The sequence below is a fragment of the Arthrobacter sunyaminii genome, assembly GCF_018866305.1.
Taxonomy (GTDB): domain Bacteria; phylum Actinomycetota; class Actinomycetes; order Actinomycetales; family Micrococcaceae; genus Arthrobacter_B; species Arthrobacter_B sunyaminii.
The window spans coordinates 3,081,345-3,101,946 of the sequence record NZ_CP076456.1; the positions used below are offsets into that span (position 1 = coordinate 3,081,345).

Here is a 20,602-nt window from a genome sequence, read left to right on the forward strand (position 1 = left end):
GAAGAAAGGGTTCGGTGCGTGGCCGGACAACCCCGGAGCGAGTGTGCGGCCACAGCGGTGCGCAGGGTCAGGCTCTGCCCTGCAGCTCGGCGAACCGGGGATGTGTTCCAGGGTCGGGAGCAGCCGCCAGCAGCCGCTTCGTGTATTCGTGCCGGGGATCGAGGATGACGGCGTCGGACGGTCCGTGCTCAACCACCTCGCCCCGGTACATCACCAGGATTTCGTCCGAAAAATGGCGGGCTGTGGCCAGGTCATGGGTGATGTACAGGACGGCCAGGTCCTCCTCCCGCTGCAGCTGCGCCATCAGGTTGAGCACGCCGAGCCGGATGGAGACGTCGAGCATCGAGACTGGTTCATCGGCGATGAGCACCCGCGGTTTCGGGGCCAGCGCCCGGGCAATGGCGACCCGCTGCCGTTGTCCGCCGGAGAGCTCATGCGGACGGCGGTGGATGAAATCGGGAGCCGGGGTGAGGTTCACCCGTTCCAGCAGCCGGAGCACTTCCCGGTCGTATCCGGCAGCGGATTCGGCCTGCCGGTTCAGCTGCAGCGGCCTTCGCAGATGATGGCTGATGGAGTGGTAGGGGTTCAGCGAAGCGAACGGATCCTGAAACACCATCTGCACTGCGCTCCGGTACCGGCGCAGCGCACGGCCGGCGGATGCGATCTTGAGACCGTCGAGTTCAATGCTGCCGGCGGTGGGTTTTTCCAGCTGGGCGATCATCCGTGCCACGGTGGATTTGCCGCTCCCGCTCTCCCCCACCAGGGCAACCGTCCGTCCCGAGGTCAGTTCAAAGGAAACGTCGTTGACTGCACGGAATCTGCCCCTGGCGCCGCCGGAACGGGAGGGGAAGTCCTTGATGAGGCCGTTGACTGAGAGGGTGGACATCAGATTGCCCCTGCCGTTGTGGTTGAGCTGTTGATGGATTCCCCGGTGCGGATGAAGTCTCCGCGTGCTCCGGTCAGGGAGGGGAAGGACTTGAGCAGCTTGCGGGTATAGGGATGGTCTGCGTCGGCGTAGATTTTCTCCGCCGTCGCCAGTTCAACGATCTCCCCGGCGAGCATCACCGCTATCCGGTCGGAGATTTCCAGGAGCATGGGCAAGTCGTGGGTGATGAAGATGACTGCAAAGCCGAACTCGTCGCGCAGCCGCTGGATTTCGCCCAGGATTTCCCGCTGCACCACCACGTCCAAGGCTGTCGTCGGCTCGTCCATGATCATCAGCTGCGGGTTCAATGCGAGCGCCATGGCGATCATGACCCGCTGGCGCATGCCGCCGGAGAGCTCGTGCGGATAGGCCCGCATCCGGTCGGCTGACACCCCCACCAGTTCAACGAGGTGGCGGATGCGGTCGCGGCGTTCAGCGCGTTTCATCTTTGGGCGATGTGTCGTTAGAACGTCTTCGATCTGGTCCTGCACCGACAGCACCGGATTCAGCGAGTTCATCGCTCCCTGGAACACCATGGATGTCTTGTCCCACCGGTAGCTGCGCAGCCGTTCACCGGACAGTGCGAGAACATCGATGTCGCTGCCCGAGGCGTCGTGAAAGGTCACCGCACCGTTTTCGATGACGGCGGGCGGCTTCAGCAGCTGGTTGATGCCGTACGCGAGGGTTGATTTGCCGCAGCCGCTCTCCCCTGCCAGGCCCAGGATCTCTCCGCGGCGGACGGTGAGGCTCACGTCCTTGACCGCATGAACCCGGGTGGCGGCGTGATAGATCACGTTGAGGTTCTCAATGGTCAGCAGCGCTTCGGCGGTCTGGGGTGTCTCGCTCATCGGGTGGCCTTTCGTGCGGCTTTGGCGGCGGTGGCCAGGCGGAGCTTGGGGTTGATGACCTCGTCAATGGCAAAGTTGATCAACGCCAGTCCGGCGCCGAGCAGCGCAATCATCAGTCCCGGCGGAATGAACCACCACCAGGCGCCCAGTCTGAGCGAGAAGGCATTCTGCGCGTAGAACAGCATGCTGCCCCAGGAGAACGTGCCGGAGACACCCAGGCCAAGAAAGGACAGGCTGGATTCGCCGAGGATTGCGAAGATGACCGCGAAGACAAACTGGGAGGCCAGGACGGGCAGCAGGTTGGGCAGGATCTCAACAAGGATGATGCGCCAGGTCGGTTCGCCGGCCACCTTGGCTGCCAGCACGTAGTCCCGGTTGCGCATGGACAGGGTCTGGGCCCGCAGCACCCGTGCGCCGCCGGCCCAGGAGGTGAGGGTGAGGACAACGATGATCATCAGCAGCCCTTTTTGCTCCACATAGCTGGCCACCACAATCATCAGCGGGATGCCCGGAATAACCAGGGCCACGTTGGTGAAGAGGGAAAAGCTTTCATCCCAGCGTCCGCCCAGGTAGGCACCGAGGATCCCGACCAGCCCGGAAAGCGCCACGGCAAGGAACCCGACGGTGACGCCCACAATCAGCGAACCGCGCGTGGCGTGGGCGAGTTGGGCGAGGACGTCTTGCCCCGTCTGGGTGGTGCCCAGCAGGTGCTCTCCGGAGGGCCCGGAAAGTCCAATGTTGCTGATCGCCATGGGATCGGTGACCAGCAGCGGCCCGATAAGCCCGAACAGCGCAATCGCAAAGGTGATCCCCAGGCCGATCACCAGTTTGGGCGTCCGGGGCGGAAGGCTTCGCCGCATCCCGTCGAACCGCCGCTGCGGCTCGGGGCTGAAGGTGGAAAGTTGAGCGGTGGACGTCATGATCTGGCCCTCTATCCTTGGTGCCGGGTTCGGGGATCGATGAGTCCGTAGACCACGTCGACGAAGAAGTTGGTCAGCAGCACCGAGGTGGTGATGATCAGGAAGACACCCTGCATCAGGGCGTAGTCATTGTTCTGGACCGACTGCAGGAGGGTCTGGCCGATACCGGGGTAGGAAAACACCTGCTCGGTGAGAATGGACCCGCCCACGACGGCGCCCAGGGCAATGCCGAAGCCCGCCACCGAGGGCAGGATGGCGTTGCGGCCGGCGTACATGGTCATGATGCGGCGGGGCCGCAGTCCCTTGGCCTCGGCGGTGACGACGTAGTCCTCGGCCATGGTGGAGACCATCATGTTGCGCATGCCCACGAGACCGGCCCCCAGGGAGCTGATCACGATGGTCAGGGCCGGCAGGGTGCCGTACTTTACCGCGCTGGCCAGGAACTCCCAGCTCCAGCCGGCGCTCACTGTGCGGTAGTCGTATCCTCCGCTGATGGGGAAGAATCCCAGCGTCACGGCAAACACGTAGCTGAGGATGAGGGCGAGCCAGAAGTAGGGCACCGCCTGCAGGACTGTCGACGTCGGGATGAGGCTGTCGAGCCAGCCCCCGCGTTTCCAGCCGGCCAGCATGCCAAGCAGCTGGGCGATGACAAAGGAAATCACGGTGGCGATGCCCACCAGCAGGATGGTCCAGGGCAGCGCCTGCCCGATGACGGTGACCACCGGCGTGGGAAAGAAGGTGACCGAGACGCCCAGATCGCCGCGGAAGATGTTGACCAGGTAATCGCCGAACTGGGAAAGCAGCGATGCGTCATCGGTGGTTCCCAGCATGGCCTCAATGGCCTCGCGGGTTTCGGGTGCAACCTGGCCGCGCTGGGCCAGTTTTGCCAGCATCACGTCCACGGGGTTGCCCGGGAGCAGGCGCGGCAGGGCAAAGTTGATGGTGATCGCCGCGCAGAAGGCAACGATGTAGAAGAGGATTTTCCTCAGGAGGTATCTCACGCGGTTCTCGTTCCGACATAGATCAGTGGCGGGCCCGGAGCCCGCCACTGATCTCGATGGGATTTTTACTTAAGGGTGAGGTTCTTGAGGACCTGACCGTAGTCAGGTGCCTGCCACACCATGGGAAGCGCGTAGAGATCGTCGTCGCTGGGCCAGCCTGTGACGACGTCCGTGCGGAATGTGCTCAGGCTGCCGTAGGACTGGATGGGAATGTACGGCATGTCCTCGGCAATGGCTTCCTGGATGATGGCGTACTGCTCCATCTTCAGGGACTCGTCGGTGGTGCCGTTGAGCACGTCCAGCGCTGCGTCCACATCCGGGTTTGAGTAGCGGGCCCAGTTCGGGTTTGCCGACTCGCCCACCGGCGCCGTCGATTCGCTGTCGAAGAAGGCCTTGTACAGGTAGTAGGGTTCGGAGCCGGCACCGGGCCACAGGTTGTTGACCAGCATCTGGAAGTTTCCGGTGTTGGTGGCTTCGGTCCACTCGTTCCAGGACATCTGCTCTGCCTTCAGCTCAATTCCGACCGGCAGCAGCTGCTGGGCCATCGTCTCGATTCCGGCAATCCAGTCCGTCCAGCCGGTAACGGTCTTGACCGAGAAGCTCAGGCGCTCGCCATCCTTCGCGTAGATGCCGTCGGCGCCCTTGGCAAAGCCAGCGTCGGTCAGCAGTTTCTCGGCCTTGGCGGCGTCACCCTTGTTGGAGGCAACCGGCTCCTCGATCGACGGGGAAATCCACTTCTCATCCCGGGGAAGCAGCGCGTACGTGGGGCTGACGTCGCCGTTGAGGTTGGAGAAGGCCAGGGAGTTGAGCTGGTCGCGGTCCATGGCCGCGTAGATCGCCTGGCGGACAGCCGGATCCGTCTGCGGACCGGTGCAGCCGAGCTCAACATTCGAGCACGTCACTAGGGACAGCTGGTTCTGGACGGTATTGACGTATTCCACGTCCTCCTCCGGACCCAGGAGAGTATCCACCTCGGGGATGAACATGCTCATCCAGTCAACGTCGCCATTGAGGATTGAATCGACGCCGGCCTGGTTGCCGGACAGGGACACGTACCGCACGCCGTCCAGCTCAGGCTTGCCCGCTTCCCAGTACTCTTCATTCTTTTCCAGCAAATAGCTCTGCGGGGAGAAGTCGGACACGACAAACGGCCCCGTGCCCACGGCATCCTGGTTGATGAACGTGGCCGGATCCTCCACCTCGGACCAGATGTGTTCGGGAACAATGTAGATGGAGCTCAGGGCACCAATTGAGTTGAGCACATCGGGCTTGGGGTAGGTGATGGTGAGCTCGGTGTCGCTCACGGCCTCGGCCACGCCGTCGAACCCGCCGGTGTTCAGCGCGGGCGTGTTGGCGATCAGGTTCAGAGTGAAGACCACGTCGTTGGCGGTGAACGGTTCACCGTCGCTCCACGAAACCCCCTCACGGGTGTTGATGGTGAGAACGTTGCCCTCGTCGTTGTACGAGTACTCGGTGCCCAGGACCGGGACGGGGTCCCCCTCGGCGGCCCGGTTAACGAAGAACAGGGTTTCATAGACGGTCGACTGCACGCCCAGCAGGGCAGTGGTGGAGAACGGGTTGAAGTTCTCGGTGAACTGAGTGGACGAAGCGCCGGGCATTGTCAGAATGGCGTCACCGCCCCCGGAAGCGCTTTCCTCGCCTGCACCCCCGCCCGACTGGCAGCTGGTGACCAGCAGGGCCGTGGCTGCCAGCGCCGCGACGCCGGCGAGTCTCTTTCGTGAAGTGAACATCATTGTCCTTTCGACGATCGAGACCACCCCGACCGCTGTGTGCCCGAACTCACATCCAAGCCTCCGGCCTGGTGTTCAGTAAGCGCTATCTCGGAGACTAACGTCGATGTTTTGGCGCGTCAATGGTTTCTTTTGGCGCTCCATAAACGGAACATGTGCAGAAGTGGCGGATCACCGGTAAGCGCGTGCTGAGAAGGACGCGCTACAGACGCCGGCGGAATAAGCCGCTTAGAGTGAATCCCGGCGGGTGAGGCTGCTCGGCAGGACGCGCTGCACAACGGAGGTGCCGGAGCTGGCCATGAGGGCGGCGAGCGCATCAACCATCTCTTCACCCATTCGTTCCAACGGCTGGCTCACCGAGGTTAGCGGCGGATTCGCCACCTCAGCCAGGACGGAATCGTCGTAGCTCACCACTGAAATATCGTGGGGTACCCGGCGTCCGGCCGCGGCCAGAACCTGCAGCGCTCCGGAGCCCATGTAATCCGAGCAAACGAAGACACCATCAATGTCGGGGTAGGCGGCAAGAAGCCGTGTCATGGTCTCCGACCCTCCGGCCGGCGAGAACGCCCCCCGGGCCATTCGATGGGCCTCGAGGCCGTGCTCGGCCATAGTTGACCGCCACCCCTCGAGCCGGTCTCTCGCCGCCGTCAGCCGATCGTTGCCAGCCAAGATGGCAATTCGGGACCGGCCTGCTTCGATGAGAGCCTCGGTGGCCAGCCGGGCGCCGCCCACGTTGTCAACGTCGACATAAGACTGGGCTTTTGCATCTCCCAGCGGCCTGCCCAGATAAACAACGGGCACACCGGCATCGCGGAGAAGCTCAGGAAGGTGTGAAATCTCGTCTTCCAGGATGACCATCGCTCCGTCCACACCGGTTCGACGCAGATACTCGAGGAGGTATGACTCCTGCTGTGCGCTTCCGGAAAGAAGCATCACGATCTGCAGGTCATGCCGGGCAACTGCGGACAGCACACCGTGCAGCGGCGCCGAGGTAAACGAGTACGGCTGGGAGAGATCGGCCTCAGAGATAATCAGGGCAACGGCCCCGGTGCGTCCGGTGGCCAGCGTGCGGGCAGCAGCATTGAACTGGTAGCCCATCTGCCGGGCGATGGCCTCCACCCGAAGCGCCAGATCCGCATTGACTGTAGGCACGCGGTTCATCACGCGGGACACTGTCGCGGTGGATACCCCTGCAGCGGCCGCCACATCGGCAAGGGTGGTGACGGCACGCCCGGGGCGCCGCGCTCGAGTCTCGCTCATGGCTACATATTGCCACAGTGCCGCGGCACTGAAGCGCCGCCGGGTAAGCGCTTACGTCATTTGTCCTGACAATCCAAAGACAAGCCAGGCGCACTCCCGGTTCGATGCCCGCTAGTAAGCGCTCTCTCGGGAGCTTGCGTCACCGCGGATGTGACACGTCAAGAACAAGCTCCCCCAGCCTGGCACCGAAACCCGCACAGAGAACATGGGCGTTCTCCAGGGGCGCCCACCAGCACGTCCAAGTGTGAGCTGCACCGCCGTCTGACGGGTGCTCTTCCCCAGCAATCCAGCGCTCACGCGGCGGCGTGTCATCCAGAAGCTCGAGCTGGAAGAAGTGCCGTTCATGAATCTCCGGTTTCGCGGGCCACACGTCATAGCGGTCCACTCCGAGCGCACGGACGACGCGCGTTCGCATCCCGGTCTCTTCGAGTACCTCGCGAACCACAGCTTCCTCGGGTGCCTCACCCGGCTCGATAGTTCCGGCGGGGACCTGCACGCCGGCGGCCTCGATCGGCACGTGATTGTGAGTGAACACCAGCAGCCGCTCCCGGTGGACAACATAGCCGACGGCCTTCCGCACGGAACGCCGGTGCAGATGGCCGGTCATGCGATATCCGGCGTTCGCGCGCCCGCCCCGCTCGGAGTTAGCGGCTTCACCATGATCAGGCAGGGCGTGTCCGCGCCCCAAAGGTCCGTTTCCTCCAGGGGAAGAAAACCCCGTCTCTCGTAAAAGTGACGGGTCCACGCATACCCGGTATCCGGATGAGAGGGGCCGAGGGTCTTGACCTCCAGCAGGCGGACACCCCGGGCGACGGCATCTGCCTCGATAGCCGCGAGCATCGCCGTTCCAACGCCGAGCCCGTGTGCTGCTCGTCCGACCACTGTGAGATGGATTTCCGCCACGTGGGGAAAGTGGCGATCAACGAGAGTGACCCCGACAACCCTCCCGTCGGCGTCGCGCGCGGTCCACGTCTCCTTGGTTCTTGCCGCCTCGATGTATTCGGCATTTGAGTCCGGCTGCCCAAACCACTCGGGGACCGTTGCCAGCAGCCGGGCGACGTCGTCGGGCACAGGCTCGTCCCGGACTGCAATCCAGTTGCCATTGGTCTGCTTTACGCCAGTGCCACCCATGAGTCCTGTCTACCAAGACATCTGTCGTCCGTTTGCCAGCGACACAGTCCGGCGCACGCACGGGTGCCCTGCACGGACGGTCCGAAACGGCACCCGTGGTTCCAACAGCAAAAGGGAAAGCCCCACCAAAGGCGGGGCTTTCCCTTCCAGCCCGCACAGGCGCTTAGACCGTGGCGGGTGCTGCCTCTTTCCGGGTCTTGGCAGCCGAGATGCGCGGGCCGCTGAACCACAGCACGATCCCTGCCAAGACCCACGCGCCCAGGGTCAGGGCCGCAGCGCCTCCGCCGACGCCGTCGAAGTACGCCACGGAACGGACCAGGGTGCCGGCAGCGCCGGGCGGCAGGAGCTGGCCAATCATGGCCACCCCGGCGGGCAGCCACTGGGCGCTCGTCGAGATGCCGGCGAAGGGGTTGCCCACAAACATCATGGACATGGCCGCAATAGTGAACCCTTTGGTGCCAAAACACTCATTGAGGCCGGCCAGGGGCAGGGCCAGTGCTGCGATGCCAAGGGCAACGCTTGCCGCAACCGGGACCAGGGGGCCCTCGATGCTGCCAAAGAGGTACTTCAATACGGCCGCGACCACGAACCCGCCCGCCACCGAAAAACCGGTGAGGCCGGCGAAGATCCACCAGCGCTGGCCGGACAGCATGGAACGGAATGCCACGGCCGGCACAATGCCACCGAACACCAGCGGAAAAGCCAGGCCTCCGATGCCGACGCCGGTCGGGTCTCCGGAGGGAAGCGGAACCACGTCCACAATCTCGGCCGTCTGTCCCATGCTGCCCGCCATGGTGGCCCCGACATTGCTGACCGTGCCGGAAACGGCCGTTGAGCCGGCGCTGGCCACATAGACGGTCATATCCGGATCGGTGAAGTCGAATCCGCCAACGATCTCCCGGTTACGGATGCCCTGCTCGAGGTCCTCGGCATTCTCGTAGGACTGCACCACGAAGGCCCCCGGTGACTGGTCCTCCAAGGTTTCTGCGACCGACGCTGCCCGGTCCTGCGGCCCCACCACACCTAGACCCAAATCACGGGGTCCGGAATGGAGCGAGGGCGAGATGAACAGCATCAGGAGGGCCAGCAGGATGACGGAAAGCCCGGTGGTTAAACCGACCCAAACGGCCGCGTGCTTTCGATGAGAGCCGGATGACGGCGTTTGTGTTGTCATGATCCTTCTTCTTTTCGGAGGAACTTCCTCCGCTTCTACGGATGATATTCCTCCGGTTTAGACTGAAGGTCAATTTGAAGGGAGTGCGGATGAGAGCTGACGCTGCGCAGCGAAGAGAAGCGATCATCACCCATGCGAGGCACCTGTTTGCCGAGCGGGGCGGCGATGTTGCACTAGAGGCTGTAGCCGCTGCAAGCGGGGTGGGGATTGCCACCCTGTACCGCAACTTCCCCTCCCGCGGGGACCTTGTCCACGCCGTGGTCCAGGACATTGTGGAACAGATCATCCACGCCGTGGATCAGACCCGGAGCACGCTGAACACTGATCCGGCCGCGGCATGGAAGGACCTGCTGTCCAGCCTCACGGCAATGGAACTCGGTGCGCTAACGGACGGGCTCGCGCTGCAGGCTGGGGCCGTCCAGGATTTGGAAGCCACACCTCTGGCGCAGGTTCAGCAGCCGGCAGTAGATGCCCTCAACGATGTGCTTGCAGAGCTCAAGCGGCGCGGTGCAGTGAGGGAGGCCCTCTCTGCCCTGGACGTGATAGTTGCGGTCGCGACGATCACCCGTCCACAGGTCGCCCCCATCCGTGGAGCAGCCCCGGGCGTGCCGGACCAGCTGGCCGAGGCGTATCTTCTCTGGAGCCGAGGCCAACAGGCCTAACCCACGGGCCCCCGTCGCCTAATCACCCCGGGTTTAGGTCCGGATGGAGCGGCTAATCCGCGCCGCGCAGACACAGGGTGGAGAATGCAGTGCATGAACATCGCTCCGGAGGCCAGCGCGTACGGTGAGGCAGTCCGCGCAGTCCGGGAGGGCGCGCTCGATCCGGATGAGGCAGCCGAGCAGCTCATCAGCCAGATGACGGCAACGGAGCTTCTCGGGCTGCTCGACGGCGACTCCCCCGGGCTGCTGCTCCCGCTCATCCCGATGCTGCTGCGCCGGCGGCCGTTCGTGGCCGGGGCGGTCCCGCGGCTGGGCATCCCGGGAGTCCGGTTCAGCGACGGCGGCCGCGGCGTCGTCATCGGCGCCTCCACGGCCTTCCCCGTGACCATGTCGCGGGCCGCAACCTGGGATCCGGCACTGGAGGAACGGGTCGGGCTCGCGGTGGGCCTGGAGACCAGGGCGCGGGGAGCAAACTACTCCGCCTCCGTCTGTGTGAACCTGCTTCGCCACCCCGCATGGGGCCGGGCGCAGGAGTGTTACGGGGAGGATCCGGTGCTCACCGCCCGGATGGGATCGGCGATGACCCGGGGTGTGCGCGTGCACGCGATGGCGTGCGTGAAGCACTTCGCGCTGAACTCGATGGAGGACGAGCGCTTCGAGGTCGATGTGTCCGTCGACGAGCACTCCCTGCACGAGGTGTACCTGCCGCATTTCAAGGCCGTTGTGGAAGCCGGTGCCGATTCCGTGATGAGTGCCTACAACCGGGTGCGGGGCGAGTACATGGATGTCAATCACGCCCTGCTCACCGACGTGCTGCGGGATGAGTGGGGCTTCCGGGGATTCGTGACGAGCGACTGGGTTTTCGGCACCCACGACGCCGTCACCAGCCTGCAGGCGGGGATGGATGTGGAGATGCCGCTGCGGCTGCTCCGGGCCCGTACTTTGCCTGCAGCGCTGCGGAACGGTCAGCTGGCGCGCGCGACTGTAGTGCAGTCCGCGCGCCGCATCCTGCGCACCACCGTGCTTCACGCCGCAACACGGGAGACGGCGGAGCCGGGCGCCGCCGTCATCGCCTCCCCGGCCCACCGGGCGCTTGCCCGCCGGGTCGCCGCGGAATCGGTCGTGCTGCTGAAGAATGAAGTTCTTGGCGAAACACCGCTCCTGCCGCTGGCGCCCGCCATTTCCCATCTTGCGGTGATCGGACGACTAGCGGCCCGGGCAAACCTGGGCGATCACGGCTCCTCACGCGTCCGGCCTCCCTCCGCGGCTTCGGTGCTGCAGGGGCTGCGTGAGGCGCTCCCCCGGGTGCGCATCACGACCGACTCAGGACGGAACGAACGCGCCGCGGCCGCGCTGGCAGCCGCCGCAGACACGGCGATCGTCGTCGTCGGCCTGGACCAGCACGACGAGGGCGAGTCCGTTGTCACCGGAGGCGTTAACGTGGGCGTGCTCGGTCCGGCCTTCGGCTCGGGTGCCCTCAGTCGGGTCGTCACCGGTCTCGCGCATCTGGCCTCTCGATTCGTCCGAGGCGGCGACCGCAGCTCACTCGACCTGCGCCCCTCCGATGTGCGCCTCATCCGTGCCGTCGTGGCTGCGAACCCGCGGACCGTCGTCGTACTAATCGGCGGCAGCGCGATCCTCACGGAGGAATGGCGGGAACAGGTGCCCGCACTCGTCCTCGCCTGGTACGGCGGTATGGAGGGCGGCCGCGGGCTGGCGGACGTGCTGACCGGTGCTGCGGACCCCGGCGGGCGGCTGCCGTTTGTGCTGCCCACGGACCCCGCGCATCTGCCGCCCTTTGACCGCACGGCGAAGTCCGTGGTTTATGACGACTTGTGGGGTCAACGCCGGCTCGACGGCGAGGGACACGCGCCGGCGTTCCCGTTCGGGTTCGGCTTGAGCTACACCACGTTCGAACACCGGCTTCTCGAGCATCGCTTCGACGACACGGGCGGCTGGGCTGACGTGCTCGTCACGAACACCGGCGGTCGCCGGGGGTCCACTGTTGTTCAGGTCTACGCCGCAGACGTGTCAGTCCGCAGGCCGGTGGCTCAGCTCCTGGGCTTTCGCAAGGTGACGCTGCAGCCCGGCACAGAGACAACGGTGCGGGTTGCCCTGGATGCCGGGCCTACGCTGCAGCGCGATCCGGACACCCGGTGCTGGTCCCCCCGCGCCGGGGACTGGGCCCTGCTCGCCGGCCAGCACAGCCCGGTCAGCTGGGCGGACGCGGTCCGATTGCGGCGCCCTGCGGAACCGGCCGATGAGGACGGGATCTCTCAACACGAACGGCCAGCGTGTCATCCCCCCGCAGGATGGCGCGGAGCAGCCGCCGCTCCTCCCACCTGAGCGACCTGAACGCTTGGCTGCGCCGCAGCACCAGGCTCCCGTCCGGGGTCCCGTACCGCTTCTGCAAATCCTCCAGCTCCTGGGCCTGCAGCAGGGCGACCGTGCTGCCCGTAGCCGAGTCGATCAACCGGACCAGCGCGGATGGTCCGCTCAGATCCGTCGCCACAACGCGGTCCTCACTGGCGGAGAGGATTGTCTTCTGCGCCGCGCGGGTTATCACCAGCGGACGGGACGGCCCGTCCAGCAGTCGGGACAGCACATCTGCCGCAGCTTCAGGTCGGCCCGTCCTCTGCGCCGCGGCCTGCATCTGCTGCAGGCGGCCAGGCTCGCGCAGCACCTCGTCGATCTTCCAGCCAATTGTCGCTGAAGTGTTGCAGCGGACCGCCGCCCCCTGTTCCAACAGGTAGTCGCCGTTGCGGACCTCCTGCCCCGGAATGGGGTTCACCATCACCATGGGCAGGCCGGCAGCCATGCACTCCGACACGGACAGCCCGCCGGGCTTGCCCACAAACAGGTCGGCGCGGCGCAGCAGCTGCGGCATCTCCGTGGTGAAGCCGAGCACGCGGTAGCGGTTCCCGGCGGGTGCCACCAGCTGCTCGATACGCTGCCGCAGGGCATCGTTTCGTCCGCACACAACCGTCGCCGTGAAGGGCGAGCGCATGTGCAGCGTCTGCCGCACGACCGAAACGGCGTAGTCACCGCCGGTCGCGCCCGCAGAGATCAGCAGCATCGGGGGCTCGGTTGCATCGCGGGAGGGCGCGGCCTTCAGCTGTGTGGCGATGGGAATCCCCGGAGCCGCAACCCGATCGGAAGGCAGGCCAAGCGCCATCAGTTCCACCCTCCCCTCCTCCCGGGCCAGGAAAAGCGCATGGAACGCGCCGGTAAGGGACAGCCCCTGGAAGTCATAGTCCGTCGTTACGACGGCGGTCCTCGCGTTGGTCACGCCGCGAAGGAGCAGCGATGCCAGCAGCTGGGCGGGCAGGAAATGCGTGCACACGATCGCGGTCGGGCGGAACCGCTTAATCGCATCAATGACCGGAACGGAGTTCATCCGTGTCCAGGGGTCTATGGGGCCCCGGCGCCGGAAGGGACGGTCACTGATGTCGTAGCCCCAGTCAATCAGCCACGGCAAGCCCTCGACCAGGACGAAGTAACCCTTGTTCAGCAGTGCCCGGTAGAGCACGCTGCTGACCTGCAGCACGTCCAGAACCTGGACCTCTGCGACGTCGGCACGCGCGGCGCACGCCTGCTGCACCGCCGCTGCGGCACTGTTGTGCCCGGCGCCCACACCTGCGGACAAGATCAGTACGCGCTCCCCTGCAGCGGTCTTGGGGGTTCGTCCCGGCGTTTTGCGCATGAAGCGAGGCTAGCAGGGGCTGCATCGCCGTCTGAACGGCAGCGCAGCATCAGCGCTGTGGGTCTCAGTCAGCCCGCCGGTAATGCATGGAAACTGCACCGTTGCTCATCGGTTCCGCCGAGATCAGCTCGAGGCGGCGTGTGCTGTCGAGAAGTCCCTCGTAGAGCGTGGGACCGTGGCCGGTGATCATGGGGTGCACCAGGAACCTGTATTCATCAATCAGGTCCAGCCGGTCAAGTCCCGCCGCAAGCCTGCCGCTGCCGAGGAGCACCCCCTCCGGGGTCCGGTCCTTGAGGTCCTGCACTGCGGTGCGAAGGTCACCTTCGATCCGGTGGCTGTTGTTCCATGGGAAGTCGCTGCGGGTTGAGGACACGACGTACTTCGGTTTGGCCTCCAGCGTGCGGGCCCAGTCGCGCACCGCTGCCGGCGCTGCGGCCTCCCCGCGGGCGACCGGCGGCCAGTAGCTCTCCATCATTTCGTACGTGGTGCGCCCCCAGAGCATGGCGCCGGAATCGTTCAGGAGCCGGGTGTAATGGGTGTGCGTCTCGTCGTCGACGATGCCCTCCTGGTGGTCGATACAACCGTCCAGGGTGACGTTGATGCTGAAAGTCAGGAGGCCCATGGAGCGATTTTAGGTCTCAGGCCCTCCCCCGCAACCGTTTGCGGAGTCAGCCGGTCCAATCGCGGCGCAGAAGACCGTATATCCAGGAATCGGAGACCTCGCCGTCGACGATGCAGTCCTCGCGCAGTTCGCCCTCGCGCAGGAAGCCGAGCTTCTCCAGGACCCGGGCGGAGGCGATGTTGCGTGTGTCCGTTTCGCCCTGGACCCGGTTCAGGTCCAGGGTATCGAAGGCCCACTGCAGCACGGCGCGTCCTGATTCAGCGGCGTAGCCGCTCCCCCAGGCCTCTTTCGCCAGGCAATAGCCGAGGGAAGCACTCCGGAAGGCGGGGTTCCAGCTGTTGAAGGTGCACCAGCCCAGGAAGAGCCCGTCTGTCTGCCTGGTAATCGCCAGCCGCGCTCCGGTGCCTTCCTCCGCCATCTTCCGGCAACCATCCAGAAAGTGTGTGGCCTGTGAAGGACTGGACCACGGCGGACTGTCCCAGTAGCGCAGGACTTCTGCGTTACTCTGCAGTGCGAAGAGGCTGTCCGCGTCCGTATCAACGAAAGGCCGCAGGACCAGGCGCGCAGTGTCCAGGGTAGGAGTTGAGAGGCTCATGGCTGCCAGCCTGCCATATGTGTGTCTGTGGCATGGTCCCGCCCTCCGCCGACGCCGGTCCCGTGCAGTACGGACACCGCCGGGGAAGGGCGGGAGCCGGGCTCAGTCGAGAACCGAGCGGACGATCTCCGCGACGCGCTTCTCCGTATCGGCGTCGATGGTTTCGAAGTACCAGGCGGCAGGCATAAGCGTGCCGTCCGGCCCGCCGGCCGGGCGGAGCGGCGCCTTCTCGGTGACCGACAGGTTGAGGCGTTCATCGTTGCGCAGGGTCAGCAGCGCCGGGGAGCCTGCAGACCTGGCGTACGCGGGCATGCCGTACCAGATACGTGGTTTGAGGCCCGGAGCCGCGTCCATGATGACGTCATGCACCCGCTGCATCAGCCCGCGCTGCGGCTCATCCATGCCAGCGATCTTGTCCACGACCTGGCCCAGGTTCTTTTCGTCTTTCGATGACATCTCGCGTCCTTTCGACAGCCGATGCCGCGGCATCGGTGCAATGAAGCTGGCGCATCAGTGCGCCGCACTCCATCGGGACGTGTCCTGGGGAGCCAGTCCTCTCCGCGATGATTCACGTGGTCTTCACGTGGAAGCGCCCTCGGTGGCAGGGCCACCGGCATCAGGATAACTCTGCCCCGTGCGGGGAGGGAATACGTGGACTCGGCAGCTGGTTGCATCTTCGCCGGGGAATTGCCGGCTCCCTACTGCAAGGAGAGAACGCACATGGCACGAGTAGTGATCTTCGGCGGAACCGGCTACGCCGGCGGACACATCGCCCGCGAGGCGGCTTCCCGCGGGCACCAGGTGATCTCCTACACCCGCAGTGCACCGGAGGAGCCGCTGGACGGGGTGGGCTACCGCACCGGATCTCTGGCTTCCCCGGAAGTGCTCACCGCGGCGGCCGCCGACGCGGATGTCCTCGTTGTGGCGGTGCACGGAGCCGACGTCGACGGCGCTCCGCTTGCCACGTACATGCCGCAGCTGATCGAAGCCGTGCGCAGCAGCGGCGCGCGCCTCGCCTTCGTTGGCGGGGCAGGCTCGTCGCTGGTCGCGGAAGGTGGTCCGCGGCTGGTCGACACACCGGACTTCCTCGATGACTGGAAGCCCGAAGCTCTGGCGCACGCCGAAGTTCTCGAGGCGCTGCGGCAGGCACCCGAGGACCTCGACTGGTTCTATGTCAGCCCGGCAGCGCTCTTCGGTGTCTTCGCTCCGGGCGAGAGCACCGGCGCCTACCGGACGGGCGGCGACATCCTGGTGACCAAAGATGACGGCTCCTCGGAAGTTTCCGGTACCGACTTCGCGCTTGCCTTCGTCGACGAGATCGAGAACCACGCCCATCCGCGTCAGAGGTTCACCGTCGGGCACTAAGGCGTACGTCCAGCACCGCAGAACCGTACGTTGTATCCACTTCGGGCCAGTCTGCCATGTCTCTCTGTGCCACCTATGAACCCTCGGATCGGGGCGTGGCATCCCTGTGCTCTTTTCCGCTAATACATAAGAAAATGCCGCCCCCGAAACGTAACGGGGGCGGCATTTCTACTGATTCAGGCGAAGAACCTAGACGTTGAAGCGGAACTCCACCACGTCGCCGTCGGCCATGACGTATTCCTTACCTTCAATGCGGACCTTGCCGCGCGACTTGGCCTCGGCCATGGAACCGGCTTCCACTAGGTCATCGAAGGACACAACCTCGGCCTTGATGAAGCCTCGCTGGAAGTCGGTGTGGATGACACCGGCAGCCTGGGGCGCGGTGTCACCCTTGCGGATGGTCCACGCACGGGTTTCCTTGGGACCGGCCGTCAGGTAGGTCTGCAGGCCCAGGGTGTGGAAGCCGACGCGGGCCAGCTTGTCCAGGCCGGACTCTTCCTGGCCGCTCATCTCCAGCATTTCGCGGGCTTCTTCTTCGTCCAGCTCCACCAGATCGGCTTCGAGCTTGGCATCAAGGAAGATGGCGTCCGCCGGGGCCACCAGGGCGCGCAGTTCCTCCTGGCGCTCCGGGTTGCCAAGCACGGCGTCGTCGACGTTGAACACGTAGATGAAGGGCTTGGCGGTGAGCAGGCTCAGCTCCCGCAGGTGCTCCATCTCCAGCTTGTCCTTCTCCACGGAAGAGAAGATGGTGTCGCCGCGCTCCAGCACGGCCTGCGCGGCCTGCATGGCAGCCAGCTGCGCGGGCTCGCGCTTCTTGATCTTGACTTCCTTCTCGACCCGCGGAATCGCCTTTTCCAGCGTCTGCAGGTCGGCCAGGATCAGTTCGGTGTTGATGGTCTCCATGTCGGAGCGCGGATCCACCTTGCCGTCCACGTGGATGACATCGGGGTCATCGAACACGCGGATGACCTGGGCAATAGCCTCGGCTTCACGGATGTTGGCGAGGAACTGGTTGCCCAGCCCTTCACCTTCCGACGCGCCCTTCACGATGCCGGCAATGTCCACAAAGGACACGGTTGCCGGAAGGATGCGCGCGGAACCGTGAATCTCGGCCAGCTTGGCCAGGCGCGGATCCGGAAGGGACACGACGCCGACATTCGGTTCGATGGTCGCGAACGGATAGTTCGCCGCCAGAACGTTGTTGCGGGTCAGCGCATTGAACAGGGTTGATTTGCCGACGTTGGGCAGGCCGACGATGCCAATAGTAAGAGCCACGTTGCCATCATACCGGTGCCCGTCAGGCTCCGGCGCGCCGCCCGCCCAGACCGCGCGAGGTATCCCCCATCGCCTTCAGCGTGGCACGGATCTCCTTGGGCAGGGAGAAAATGATGTCCTCCTGCGCAGTGACCACTTCCTCTACGTCGCCGTAGCCGTACTCGGCCAGCAGGTGCAGGACGTCCTGGACCAGGTTTTCCGGCACGGATGCGCCGGAGGTCACACCAACAGTGGCCACGCCCTCGAACCAGGTCTCATCAATCTCGTTGGCGAAGTCCACGCGGTGCGAGGCCTTGGCGCCGTATTCCAGCGCAACTTCCACCAGCCGCACGGAGTTGGAGGAGTTCGCGGAACCTACCACCAGCACCAGATCCGCTTCGGGAGCGATCTTCTTGATCGCAGCCTGCCGGTTGGAAGTGGCGTAGCAAATGTCGTCGCTGGGCGGATCCTGCAGCGTGGGGAACCGCTTGCGCAGCAGGTTCACCGTGTGCATGGCTTCATCCACGCTCAGTGTCGTCTGGGACAGCCAGATGACCTTGTCCGGATCACGGACCACAACCTTGTCCACGTCTTCGGGACCGTTGACGATCTGCGTGTGCTCGGGTGCCTCGCCATAGGTGCCTTCAACTTCCTCGTGGCCGGCGTGTCCGATCAGCAGAATGTCAAAGTCGTCGCGCGCAAAACGCACCGCTTCCTTGTGGACCTTGGTCACCAGCGGGCAGGTGGCGTCGATGGTCTGCAGGTTCCGGTCCTTCGCGGACTGTACGACGGCGGGAGAGACGCCGTGTGCGGAGAAGATCAGGCGGGCGCCTTCCGGGACCTCGTCGGTTTCATCGACGAAGATGGCACCCTTCTCCTCCAGTGTCTGGACCACGTGGAGGTTGTGCACAATCTGCTTGCGGACGTAGACGGGCGGGCCATAGGCTTCCAGCGCCTTCTCCACGGCAATCACTGCGCGGTCGACGCCGGCGCAGTAGCCGCGCGGTGCGGCCAGCAGGACGCGGCGGGCGCCGGAGACGGGAGCGGCGGCGGATACCTCCTGCGGGCTGCGGCGCCTGCGCGGAACGGTGGGCATAGGCACGGAAACGGCAGTGCTGGTCATGCCTCCATGCTATCGGGTGGACCGGCACCGAACGCGCGCGACGGCGTTCCGTCCGCTGTCGGCGCACTGCTCCCGGATCAGAGCACTCAGCGCCGCCCGGAACCGCCGACGGCACGCACCAGCAGTCCCAGCACCAGCAGCACAGCCGCACCCACCATGAAGGGAAGCGTCCATGCCTGCAGGCTGGGTCCTGCTTCCGCGGCGAACGCTGCGGCAAAAGTCTCCGCCAGGGCGCTGCTGTAGGCGGGACGTGCGGCGAGCGAAGGAAGGGACCCGGCGGCAAACCACAGCGCACCCCCGGCCAGCAGTGCCCCTCCTCCCATCCAGGCCAGTGCCGCTCCCCTGCTCCGAGCCACCAGCAGGGCCAGCACCGCTGCTATGCCCGAGCCCAGAGCCAGAAAAGGCCACGCCTTGGCGGCGTTGGCTGCGAACTCGATGTCCGAACGCTGATCCACCCCGCCCAGCTCCAGCAGCGACTGTTCCGGTGCCTGCACATCCGTCCCGGCGGCGCTGCCGAGCTCGTTCGCCACCAGGCCCACCACCGGGGCGACATCCAGCGTGACTCCGCCGCCGCCGTCGAACGTTTGGGCGTGCGAGCGCTGCAGCGTCTCGTCCCAGGCCTGCGGATAGCCGGGCAGCGACTGCACTCCCTGCACCGCGCTGGTGATCAGCGGCTGCACAAAGGAGGCGACGGCGTCGGGCAGCTGGACACTGTCCGTCACCTGTGCCCCCAGCTCCTCGGCGAGGTCCTGCTGGAAGGCCTCGTTGGTGCCCAGCGGCTGGCCCAGGGCAACAAATCCGTCTTCAGACACCACGTTTTCGGCCAGCCAGGCCGAACACAGGGCGGCAGCTGCCAGCAGGACGGCGGCAAAACCCAAGATGGCCGAGCCGAATGTTCGCATCGGGTGTTTCCTCACTCTGGTTGCGGAACCCGCGTTGTGGGCGGCACCTGATAGACATTAACTTATGCAAGACCCCATAGAGCGCACCGAACCCGATGAGTCCGCCGCTGCGACGAGCCTGCCGAAGACCGCCGCGGAAACCAGTCCCGAGAATCCGTGGCCGCTGCAGCTGCTGTCGAGGAACCTGAAAAGCTACATCGACCGCGCCCCTGCCACCTGGGTGGAGGGGCAGATTATCGAGCTGAACAAACGGGCCAACGCCTCCTACATCACACTGCGCGACGTCGATGCGGAGATTTCGCTGTCCCTGACAGTGTGGAGCACGGTCATGAACCGGCTGGAGCTGCCGCTGGAACGCGGCGCCCGGGTGGTTGCCCAGGTCAAGCCCGATTTCTGGGTCAAAACCGGACGGCTTTCCATGCAGACCAGGGACATCCGCCCGGTGGGCATCGGTGATCTCCTGGCCCGGATCGAGCGCCTGCGCCAGGCCCTGGCCGCCGAAGGGCTGTTCCGGGAGGACCGGAAGCTGCCGCTGCCGCTGCTGCCGAACCGGATTGGGCTGATTACCGGACGCAACTCCGATGCCATGAAGGACGTCATCCGCAACGCGTCCCTGCGCTGGCCTGCCGTGGTCTTCGAAGTGCGCGAAGTAGCCGTGCAGGGCGTCAACGCCGTGTCGGAGGTGACCCGGGCGCTGGCCCAGCTCGATGCCATGCCGGAAGTGGACGTCATCGTGATTGCCCGCGGCGGCGGGTCCCTGGAGGACCTGCTGCCGTTCAGCCACGAGGATCTGGTCCGGGCCGTGTCCGCCGCGCAGACGCCGGTGGTCAGCGCGATCGGCCATGAAGCGGACCGGCCGCTGCTGGACGAGGTCGCAGACCTCCGGGCCTCTACGCCCACCGATGCTGCCAAGCGGATTGTTCCGGACGTCGGCGAGGAGCTGCAGCGCATTGGTGCAGCCCGTGCCCAGCTGAGGCGCATCGTGGACCTGACGGTCGCCCGGGAGATGGAACGGCTGAACCACATCAGGTCCCGTCCCGTGCTGGCCGCTCCGGAAACCATGGTGGATCTGCGCCAGCAGGACGTGTCCCGCCTGCGCGAGCGCGCCCTGTCCTGCATCACTTCCGAAGTGCGGCGGGACACCGACCGGATCGCGTACCTGCGGGCGCAGGTCCGCTCCCTCTCACCCCAGAACACACTGGACCGCGGCTACGCCGTCGTGCAGCTGGCCGACGGCTCCGTGGTCCGGGAGGCAGCGGCCGTTCCCGGCGACGCACACCTGCGCATCCGGGTTGCCGTGGGCGAACTGGCCGCCACGGCAGCAGCGCCGGCTGAAGAAAAGCCCGGCGCATGAACATGCAGAATC

At 65.4% G+C, this 20,602-nt stretch carries 19 protein-coding genes and 1 pseudogene; 4 read left to right on the forward strand and 16 right to left on the reverse strand.

Translation table 11 applies throughout. The annotated features are described in order from the left end of the window. Positions 1 to 67: 67 nt before the first annotated feature. From KG104_RS13855 to KG104_RS13895, 9 genes are all read right to left on the reverse strand, one after another. The gene (locus tag KG104_RS13855; RefSeq protein WP_104052646.1) at positions 68 to 886 is read right to left on the reverse strand and encodes an ABC transporter ATP-binding protein; all 819 of its coding nucleotides are present in this window, start codon (positions 884 to 886) and stop codon (positions 68 to 70) included. Further along, positions 886 to 1,773 carry an ABC transporter ATP-binding protein gene (locus KG104_RS13860; RefSeq protein WP_207347939.1) on the reverse strand — a complete coding sequence of 296 codons (888 nt, stop codon included), beginning with the start codon at positions 1,771 to 1,773 and terminating at the stop codon, positions 886 to 888. Before KG104_RS13860 ends, KG104_RS13855 begins: the two co-directional genes overlap by 1 nt. After that, the gene (locus tag KG104_RS13865; RefSeq protein WP_104052648.1) at positions 1,770 to 2,693 is read right to left on the reverse strand and encodes an ABC transporter permease; all 924 of its coding nucleotides are present in this window, start codon (positions 2,691 to 2,693) and stop codon (positions 1,770 to 1,772) included. Before KG104_RS13865 ends, KG104_RS13860 begins: the two co-directional genes overlap by 4 nt. Positions 2,694 to 2,704: 11 nt before the next feature. Beyond that, the gene (locus tag KG104_RS13870) at positions 2,705 to 3,694 is read right to left on the reverse strand and encodes an ABC transporter permease (protein WP_104052649.1); all 990 of its coding nucleotides are present in this window, start codon (positions 3,692 to 3,694) and stop codon (positions 2,705 to 2,707) included. Positions 3,695 to 3,759: 65 nt separating this feature from the next. Continuing rightward, positions 3,760 to 5,445, reverse strand: a complete 1,686-nt coding sequence (locus tag KG104_RS13875; RefSeq protein ID WP_207347938.1) for an ABC transporter substrate-binding protein — start codon at positions 5,443 to 5,445, stop codon at positions 3,760 to 3,762. Between the two features lie 228 nt (positions 5,446 to 5,673). Beyond that, a complete protein-coding gene (locus tag KG104_RS13880) occupies positions 5,674 to 6,705 on the reverse strand; it encodes a LacI family DNA-binding transcriptional regulator (RefSeq protein WP_207347937.1) in 1,032 nt (343 codons plus the stop codon). A 139-nt stretch (positions 6,706 to 6,844) separates the two neighbouring features. Then, a complete protein-coding gene (locus KG104_RS13885; RefSeq protein ID WP_207347936.1) occupies positions 6,845 to 7,312 on the reverse strand; it encodes an NUDIX hydrolase in 468 nt (155 codons plus the stop codon). Then, the gene (locus tag KG104_RS13890; protein WP_104160477.1) at positions 7,309 to 7,836 is read right to left on the reverse strand and encodes a GNAT family N-acetyltransferase; all 528 of its coding nucleotides are present in this window, start codon (positions 7,834 to 7,836) and stop codon (positions 7,309 to 7,311) included. The genes KG104_RS13885 and KG104_RS13890 overlap by 4 nt, the downstream gene beginning before the upstream one ends. A 163-nt stretch (positions 7,837 to 7,999) precedes the next feature. Next, positions 8,000 to 9,010, reverse strand: a complete 1,011-nt coding sequence (locus tag KG104_RS13895) for a hypothetical protein (RefSeq protein ID WP_207347935.1) — start codon at positions 9,008 to 9,010, stop codon at positions 8,000 to 8,002. Between the two features lie 89 nt (positions 9,011 to 9,099). Here KG104_RS13895 and KG104_RS13900 point away from each other — a divergent pair, with 89 nt between their 5' ends. Continuing rightward, positions 9,100 to 9,672 carry a TetR/AcrR family transcriptional regulator gene (locus tag KG104_RS13900; RefSeq protein ID WP_207347934.1) on the forward strand — a complete coding sequence of 191 codons (573 nt, stop codon included), beginning with the start codon at positions 9,100 to 9,102 and terminating at the stop codon, positions 9,670 to 9,672. A 264-nt stretch (positions 9,673 to 9,936) separates the two neighbouring features. Next, positions 9,937 to 11,868 (forward strand): annotated as a pseudogene (locus KG104_RS13905) (beta-glucosidase); the annotation flags it as partial. Positions 11,869 to 11,884: 16 nt separating this feature from the next. Here KG104_RS13905 and KG104_RS18160 read toward each other — a convergent pair. From KG104_RS18160 to KG104_RS13920, 4 genes are all read right to left on the reverse strand, one after another. After that, positions 11,885 to 13,375, reverse strand: coding sequence for an MGDG synthase family glycosyltransferase (locus tag KG104_RS18160; RefSeq protein ID WP_237687148.1), 1,491 nt, complete (start codon positions 13,373 to 13,375; stop codon positions 11,885 to 11,887). A gap of 64 nt (positions 13,376 to 13,439) precedes the next feature. Further along, positions 13,440 to 13,997, reverse strand: coding sequence for a dihydrofolate reductase family protein (locus KG104_RS13910; protein ID WP_207347932.1), 558 nt, complete (start codon positions 13,995 to 13,997; stop codon positions 13,440 to 13,442). 46 nt (positions 13,998 to 14,043) lie between these two features. Then, complete coding sequence (locus tag KG104_RS13915; RefSeq protein WP_207347931.1) at positions 14,044 to 14,592, reverse strand: GNAT family N-acetyltransferase; 549 nt, start codon at positions 14,590 to 14,592, stop codon at positions 14,044 to 14,046. A 102-nt stretch (positions 14,593 to 14,694) separates the two neighbouring features. After that, positions 14,695 to 15,048 carry a DUF1801 domain-containing protein gene (locus tag KG104_RS13920; RefSeq protein WP_237687147.1) on the reverse strand — a complete coding sequence of 118 codons (354 nt, stop codon included), beginning with the start codon at positions 15,046 to 15,048 and terminating at the stop codon, positions 14,695 to 14,697. A gap of 264 nt (positions 15,049 to 15,312) precedes the next feature. Here KG104_RS13920 and KG104_RS13925 point away from each other — a divergent pair, with 264 nt between their 5' ends. Continuing rightward, entirely contained in the window at positions 15,313 to 15,957 is a 645-nt protein-coding gene (locus KG104_RS13925) for an NAD(P)-dependent oxidoreductase (RefSeq protein ID WP_207347929.1), read from the forward strand. A gap of 189 nt (positions 15,958 to 16,146) precedes the next feature. Here KG104_RS13925 and ychF read toward each other — a convergent pair whose 3' ends face one another. The 3 genes from ychF to KG104_RS13940 all read right to left on the reverse strand — a co-directional run bounded on the left by ychF (position 16,147) and on the right by KG104_RS13940 (position 19,236). Next, on the reverse strand, positions 16,147 to 17,232 hold the full coding sequence (gene ychF, locus KG104_RS13930) for a redox-regulated ATPase YchF (RefSeq protein ID WP_104160466.1): 1,086 nt from the start codon (positions 17,230 to 17,232) through the stop codon (positions 16,147 to 16,149). Positions 17,233 to 17,254: 22 nt separating this feature from the next. After that, positions 17,255 to 18,334 carry a 4-hydroxy-3-methylbut-2-enyl diphosphate reductase gene (locus tag KG104_RS13935; protein WP_207347928.1) on the reverse strand — a complete coding sequence of 360 codons (1,080 nt, stop codon included), beginning with the start codon at positions 18,332 to 18,334 and terminating at the stop codon, positions 17,255 to 17,257. Positions 18,335 to 18,420: 86 nt separating this feature from the next. Beyond that, complete coding sequence (locus tag KG104_RS13940) at positions 18,421 to 19,236, reverse strand: hypothetical protein (protein ID WP_207347927.1); 816 nt, start codon at positions 19,234 to 19,236, stop codon at positions 18,421 to 18,423. Between the two features lie 64 nt (positions 19,237 to 19,300). Between KG104_RS13940 and xseA the strand changes: the two genes are divergently transcribed. Next, positions 19,301 to 20,590: an exodeoxyribonuclease VII large subunit gene (xseA, locus tag KG104_RS13945; RefSeq protein ID WP_207347926.1), complete on the forward strand. Its 1,290-nt coding sequence runs from the start codon at positions 19,301 to 19,303 to the stop codon at positions 20,588 to 20,590. The last annotated feature ends 12 nt before the right edge of the window (positions 20,591 to 20,602 follow it).